The sequence below is a fragment of the Bifidobacterium sp. genome, assembly GCF_051876855.1.
Taxonomy (GTDB): Bacteria; Actinomycetota; Actinomycetes; order Actinomycetales; family Bifidobacteriaceae; genus Bifidobacterium.
Genome location: NZ_JBJEIH010000019.1, coordinates 49,357 through 56,120 on the forward strand (window position 1 = coordinate 49,357; position 6,764 = coordinate 56,120).

Annotated in this window: 3 protein-coding genes and 1 pseudogene; all 4 read right to left on the reverse strand. The window is 62.2% G+C overall.

Going from position 1 to position 6,764, the window contains the following annotated elements; all coding sequences use genetic code 11:
* Positions 1-2,472: 2,472 nt before the first annotated feature.
* Positions 2,473-4,305, reverse strand: a complete 1,833-nt coding sequence (locus ACI38B_RS01330; RefSeq protein WP_439729216.1) for a nucleotidyltransferase domain-containing protein — start codon at positions 4,303-4,305, stop codon at positions 2,473-2,475.
* Positions 4,306-4,544: 239 nt separating this feature from the next.
* Positions 4,545-4,883, reverse strand: coding sequence for a P-II family nitrogen regulator (locus tag ACI38B_RS01335; RefSeq protein ID WP_015449732.1), 339 nt, complete (start codon positions 4,881-4,883; stop codon positions 4,545-4,547).
* Position 4,884: 1 nt separating this feature from the next.
* Positions 4,885-6,168, reverse strand: coding sequence for an ammonium transporter (locus ACI38B_RS01340; protein WP_033506608.1), 1,284 nt, complete (start codon positions 6,166-6,168; stop codon positions 4,885-4,887).
* A 292-nt stretch (positions 6,169-6,460) separates the two neighbouring features.
* A pseudogene (locus ACI38B_RS01345) lies at positions 6,461-6,764 on the reverse strand (ammonium transporter); the annotation flags it as partial.

Genomic DNA, 6,764 nt, shown 5'->3' on the forward strand with positions numbered 1-6,764 from the left:
CGAATAGCCCATTCCCGCCATCCAGTGGCCAGTGTGCGAGCGAATCCTCACACGACGACGGGCCGGCTTCGCCAGATGGCCGATTTCGGCCACACAACCCGCCGCCATGCGAATCAATCCTCACACAACGACGATACCGAGCCATTCAAACGGCCAGTCCCGCAACACATCCGGCAACTTTGTGAGCGAATCCTCGCACGATGACGGCGCCGAGCCACTCGGCCAACGATTCCAGCAACCCAACCCGCCGTTATGCGAGCCAATCCTCACACAATGACCCGCCCGGAAGTCCAAATGACCAAATCCGGGCATCAAACACCTCATTGTGTGAGCCGATGCTCGCACAATGACGGTTCCGTCGGTCCCGATGGCCGTTTCCCGCCATCCCGGTGGCCAGTGTGCGAGCCAACCCTCACACGGAGACGAGCCGGCTACGCCGGACAGCAGATTCCAGCCAGCTAACCCGCCCGCGTGCGAGCCAACCCTCACACGAAGCCATCATGACAGTCTTAGATGGCCGATTTCAGCCACACAACCCGCCGCCATGCGAATCAATCCTCACACGACGGCCTCTTTCATACCCTGCCGGCAGCAATCACGGTGTGCAACCCGCCAGCGTGCGAGCCAACGTTCACATACAAGCGGAGTATGGATTTTCGGCGCGGAGCATTCATCTTCGGTTTGTCATGCCGGTATGTGGTTTGCGCGCTGTTCATCTGTACGACACGCGGATGTCGCGAAATGTGGATAGAAAATCGAGTTATCCACATTGTGGGGATAACCGTGTGGATAACGCATGTGATTATCCACATCTTGGGGATAATTCTGTGGATAGCTTGGGGACAATCCACAGCCGACACCAGATCGACTTGCATCAATCTCATCAAAGTGCTATGCGCAACAATCCCTGCGGAACGCACGCCCACACCGTCTGTCCTGCGGCCGGTCATCTGCAAACGCGCACCACCATCACGCCCCTGCATGGCGGCAACAACTTTCGGGATTATTGACGCTGGCGTCAGAAATTCCGAGAGCGATGGGGTATCCGGTGCGACTGGGTCGGGCCGCGGGCAGGGCAGTAGTACCGATTCGGCTTAATCCGGTCGCTCCACAATCAGTCTGACCGAGACCAGCGCCGCCGCCTGCGTTCTGCCAAGTTGACTTTGTATGGTGGCATCACTTTCCCGGGCAGTTTCGTCGTTCAATCCGGGCTGTTTGCTGGGCTGGACCGAGAAAGGACGGCGAGGGGAAGGATGGGATTTTTGGCGGACGCCGGATGCCCCTGCCCTGAATCGGAGAACACAGGATGAAATCGGGGCCAGTCCCCAACGGCGACGGACAGCAATGGGCCGTCAATCACGGAACCACCGCAAAACCGCGGAATACTAAGGATCATCCAACACCACAAAGACCAGCCACCGACACACCAGCCACGCAACCACCCGAAACCGCGGACCGAACCCGAAATCACACGACGAAACCGGAACCAGTCCATACCCGCCCTCGCCGACACCCGGCCACCAATCACGGAACCACCGCAAAACCGCAGAATACCAAGTATCCGCTTGCTGAGCTACAATCTCCCACCGCCAAATCAGCTGCCCAGCCCGCTCGGGCTACGGACCGAACCGGAGAACACGCGCCGAAAACCAGTCCAGTCCACACGGGCACCGACCGTCACACGCACAGCGGCCACACCCGTGCTACAAACCGCGGAATACCAAGGATCATCCAACACCACAAAGACCAGCCACCGACACACCAGCCACACAACCACCCGAAACCGCGGACCGAACCCGAAATCACACGACAAAACCGGAACCAGTCCACGCCAGCCCTCGCCGACACCCGGCCGCCAATCACGGAACCACCGCAAAACCGCAGAATTCCAAGTATCCGCTTGCTGAAATACAATCTCCCACCGCCAAATCAGCTGCCCAGCCCGCCCGGGCTACGGACCGAACCGGAGAACACACGCCGAAAACCAGTCCAGTCCACACAGGCGCCGACCGTCACACGCACAGCGGCCACACCCGTGCTGCAAAACCGCGGAATACCAAGGATCCTCCAACACCACAAAGACCAGCCACCCCGACAGCCCGTAACTTTCGGAATTATTGACGCTGGCACCAGAAATTCCGAAAGTTACGAGTCGTCGGCGCGGCGGACGCAGGGCACAGCAGAGACAGCAGTGCCGGTTCCGCCAGCCCAGCCCGATCAGACCGCTCCAACCGCAACGCGGCGCCAGCCGAGTCATCGTACGGCCCGACTTCAATCCGGCCAGCTCAATCAGCACTGCGCCAGCCGGTCCACTGCACAGCCGACTCAATCCAGCCGACTCAATCCAGCCCGACTCAACCAGCGTTGCCGCCACTAGCCGACCCACCGTTCTGGCCGGCTCTTGCCTACTCCGGCAAGCTTCACAACAGCCCCGTCAGTCCCGGCCCGTCAGCCCAGTCAGTCCAGTCTCGCTCAGCCCTGCATCGCCTCACGCGCGGCCTGGTACATCATGCGCACGGTCGCCTCGCGCCAATGCGACCAGCCGTATTGCTTGGTGATCGCCTCGCCGGAGGTGGCGCCCAGCGACGAGCCATCCGCCCGCGTCAGGTCGAACAGCATGTCCAGCAGCACCGGGTCGTTCTCGACACGCCCGGCAAGTTCACGGCCAACCGCGGGATCCTCCGGGTCCTTGCCCGTGGCGAATTGCGAGAGTGTCAGATGCTCGCGCACCAGCAGCGTCGCCTGGGCGACCACCCGGTTATCAAAACCCATACGCTCCAAGATGACCGGCACATGCCTAGCACCCTCGGCCGCATGGTCGCGTACGCCCGGCCGCTTGCCTATGTCATGCAGCAACCCCGCCAACAGCAGCGTCGCGTATTGCGTGTCGTCGTAGCGCATGCCGCTCGGCGCTTCACGTCCAAGCTGTGAGACGACTTCAATCATATGGCGGTCAATCGTATAGCGGTGCGCCGCGGACGCGGACGGCCGGTTGCGCACGCCCAGCCACTCAGGCATCCACCTGCCCGGCAAATCAACGAAATCAAGCTCCTCCCACACCGGCGGCAGTGCCTGACCCGTGGCCAAGAACCGGATGAACAGTTCGCGCGTCTCGCGGTCCCAACTTTTATCGGTGACCGGGCAATGCTTGAGATTCAGCAGGGTTGACGGGTTAATCGGCAGGCCGTATTCCGCTGCCGCCACCCCGACACGCAACGGGAGAGTCGCGTCCTCACTCGGCTCGACACCCACGGCGAGGGCAACCTCCTGCTCATGCTCGACCACGCCAGGCGCGATGGTTTTGAAGGTCGGCGCCTCACGTTTGCCGCCCGCACGGGGTTGGAACATCTGGAAGAACGCGAACCGCGGTTTTTCGTGGGTGAGCGTGTGCCGTGCGTGCGAAGCCGTGGAATCAAGCGAGAACGCGATGCGGCGACCCAGCGTGGCAAGCAGGGTTTGCAATCCTTCAACCGCATCCGCCTCGCGCTCGCCTTCTGGCAGGGTCGGGTCGGCCAGGCCAAGCATCGCGGCGACTTTCGGCTGGTAGGCGGGCAGCAGCAAGTTGGTCTCCTTACCGGCGACCACATGCAGGCAGTCGCGCACATCCAGCAGCCGTTCGACCGCCTCGTCATACGAGCCATGGGGTCGGTCGGCAAGCCATGATGCGGCGAGCGCAGACACCAGCACGGTGTCACGCAAACCACCGCGCGCCTCCTTGATATCCGGCTGGTTGAGGTACGGCAGCCGGCCGAACTCCTCAAGCCGCGACGACGCCGAATCAAGCAACTCCTGCAATCGTTTGCGCGCCGCTTTGCGCCAGCGTTCGAGAATAGATTTCGCCGTTTTCTCGATGAGTTCGGTGTCCCCGGCGACCGGCTGTACGAACAGCCAACCCATTGCCGCCGGCAGATCATGGTCAGTCACCGACTCGCACTGCTGCCGGGTGCGGACCGCATGGTCGAGGTCGAGACCGCTGTCCCACAGGGGATACCACAGTTTGTTGGCCAGTTGGTTGAGCTGGTCGTCCTTCAACGTGTGCGGCTCGACCATGAGCACGACGTCAATGTCGGAGCTCGGGCCAATCTGCCCGCGCGCAAGCGAGCCGACCGCGGCGAGACCCACACCGTGTTCGGGCACGTCAAAGGGCACGGATTCGACCGCTTCCTTCCACAGTTCGCGCAGGCTGGTCATCGCGATTTGCGTACGCTGCTTGCGTTTGTCCTTGCCGTGACGGTAGACGCCGTCGGCGTCCGGCTTGCTGACGTCCATGAAGCGTTGTTTCAATCCATCAACCGCAGAAGCCATATCCCCTCCAAACGAGCCATGTTCCCCGCGATTGGGCAGACCGCACATCAGACGCGACCCACCCCGCGCGGGTGACGAATGCGCTGGCGCACCGCCCGCCAACAGTCCGCTGGAACCTCGATACGGGCGTATAAAGAATCCCCGCACTGCGCCAGCACGTGCGGGGACCTGTCTTATCAATACCCGACCGTCAGCGCCGCGGCAAACAGACGAAACCGCGGCACCGGGGACGGGAGCTTTCAGATGGCGGCCGAACCGGTTTCGCCGGTACGGACGCGGGTGACGGAGTCAAGAGGAGTGACCCAGACCTTGCCGTCGCCGATGGTTCCGGTGCCCGCGGACTTCACGATCACGCCGACCAGCGTTTCCGCGTCGGCATCGTCAGAGAGCACTTCCACGCGAATCTTCGGGATGAGATCCACTGTGTACTCGGCGCCGCGGTAGACCTCGGTGTGGCCGCGCTGGCGACCATAACCATTGGCTTCCGAGACGGTCAGGCCATGCACGCCCGCAGCAGCGAGCGCTTCCTTGACATCATCAAGCTTATGGGGCTGAATAATAGCGGTAATAAGCTTCATCTCACTTCACCTCCTTGAGGACGGAGCTGGCAGTGCCAGCGAAATCATATGCACGCTCGCCCTGGTCGGCCATATCGATGCCGGAGACCTCCTGTGCTTCGGTGACGCGCCAGCCCATCGTCTTCTCAAGCGCGAAGACGATGATCGAGGTCACCACAGCGGAGTAGAGGATGGCGATGAGAGCCACCAAGATCTGGACGACCAGCTGACGCCAGCTGCCACCGGTGAACAGGCCGGTACCGACACCGAAGAAACCGATGAGCACGGTACCGATCAGGCCGCCGACGCCGTGAACGCCGACCACATCGAGCGAATCGTCATAACCGAACTTGAATTTCAGACCGCACGCCAAGCAGGTGACCACACCGGCGATTGCGCCGATCACCATGGCCCACAGCGGGGAGACCACATCGGCCGCAGGGGTGATGGCGACCAGACCGGCCACCATACCGGATGCCGCACCGACCGCGGTGTAATGGCCGGAACGCACCTTCTCGGTGAAGCCCCAGGCAAGCATTGCGGCGGCCGCAGCAGCGGTCGTGCTGACCCACGCGTAGCCGGCAGTGCCGTTCGCGCCGAACGCGGAACCGGCGTTGAAGCCGAACCAGCCGAACCACAGCAGGAACGCGCCGAGCATGACGAACGGAACGTTGTGCGGGCGAATCGGCTGCGTGCCGAAGCCCTTGCGCTTGCCGATGATGAGCACGGTGACAAGGGCCGCGGTAGCCGCGTTGATGTGGACGACCGTACCGCCTGCGAAATCATGCGCGGCGGCGCCGAGAGCCTGCGAAATGGCACCCGTCGGGGACAGCAGGCCGCCGTTCCAAACCATGTGCGCCATAGGGGCGTAGTCGAAGGTGATCCACAGAGCCACGAACAGCATCCAGGTGCTGTACTTCACGCGTTCAGCGATCGCGCCGGTAATCAGTGCGACGGTGATCATCGCGAAGGTGGCCTGGAATGCCACATCAATGCTGCCCGGATAATCCCCGGACGTGTTGGCGGCGGTGAACACGCCGTCCTTGGCGACCATGGAGTCCTTGAGCAGGAAGCCGGTGGCCGGATCGCCGAAGATCCCGCCGATATCCTTGCCTGCGTATGCGATCGACCAGCCCCAGAACGTCCAGATGATCGCGGTGACCGAAATCGCGGCCGCCGACAGCATCAACATGTTCAGAACGGCCTTCGCGCGGACCATGCCGCCGTAGAAGAACGCCACACCAGGCGTCATCAAAAAGACCAGAGCCGCGGATGTCAACATCCACGCTGCATTTCCGGTGTCCATACATTACCTCCCTCTCCGGCGCCCGCCTTGGACGAGGCGGGCGGGCGAGCGAACCACTCACTTGTAATCCCCAAGTGGGGACCGACACGGTTATGGAACGCCCGCCGGGTTTTCGAAACGTTACGGAATGTTACGCCAACGTTACAGCGCTTGTACAATTATCCGCGACTTGTCCCGAATTCCGCGCTTCGCGGGGAACCATGGACAGGAATCCCTGCCGAGTTTGATGACCACATTGTGGGCATTATCCAACGACGCACCACAGCTGGTGGCCACAGGACGTGCCTATTTGCTACTTGGCGGCGGCGGCCTCCTTCGCCGGTGCGCCAGCGGTACCAGCCGCACCGGCGGCCTCGGCTTCAGCTTCACGGGCGACACGGGCCTCATAGGAGTCCTCACTCTTGGTGAGCACGCTCGGCTCGAAATCAGCGTAGGCGGCGACCAGGCCGTGTTCAGGCAGATCAAGGCCGGACAGCTCCTCCTTGGCGGAGACGCGCAGACCGACGGTGTGCTTGATGACCCAGAAGATGATGATCATCGTGACCGTGGTCCAGGCCGCAACCGCGACCACACCGAGCAGTTCGACGCCCAGCAGC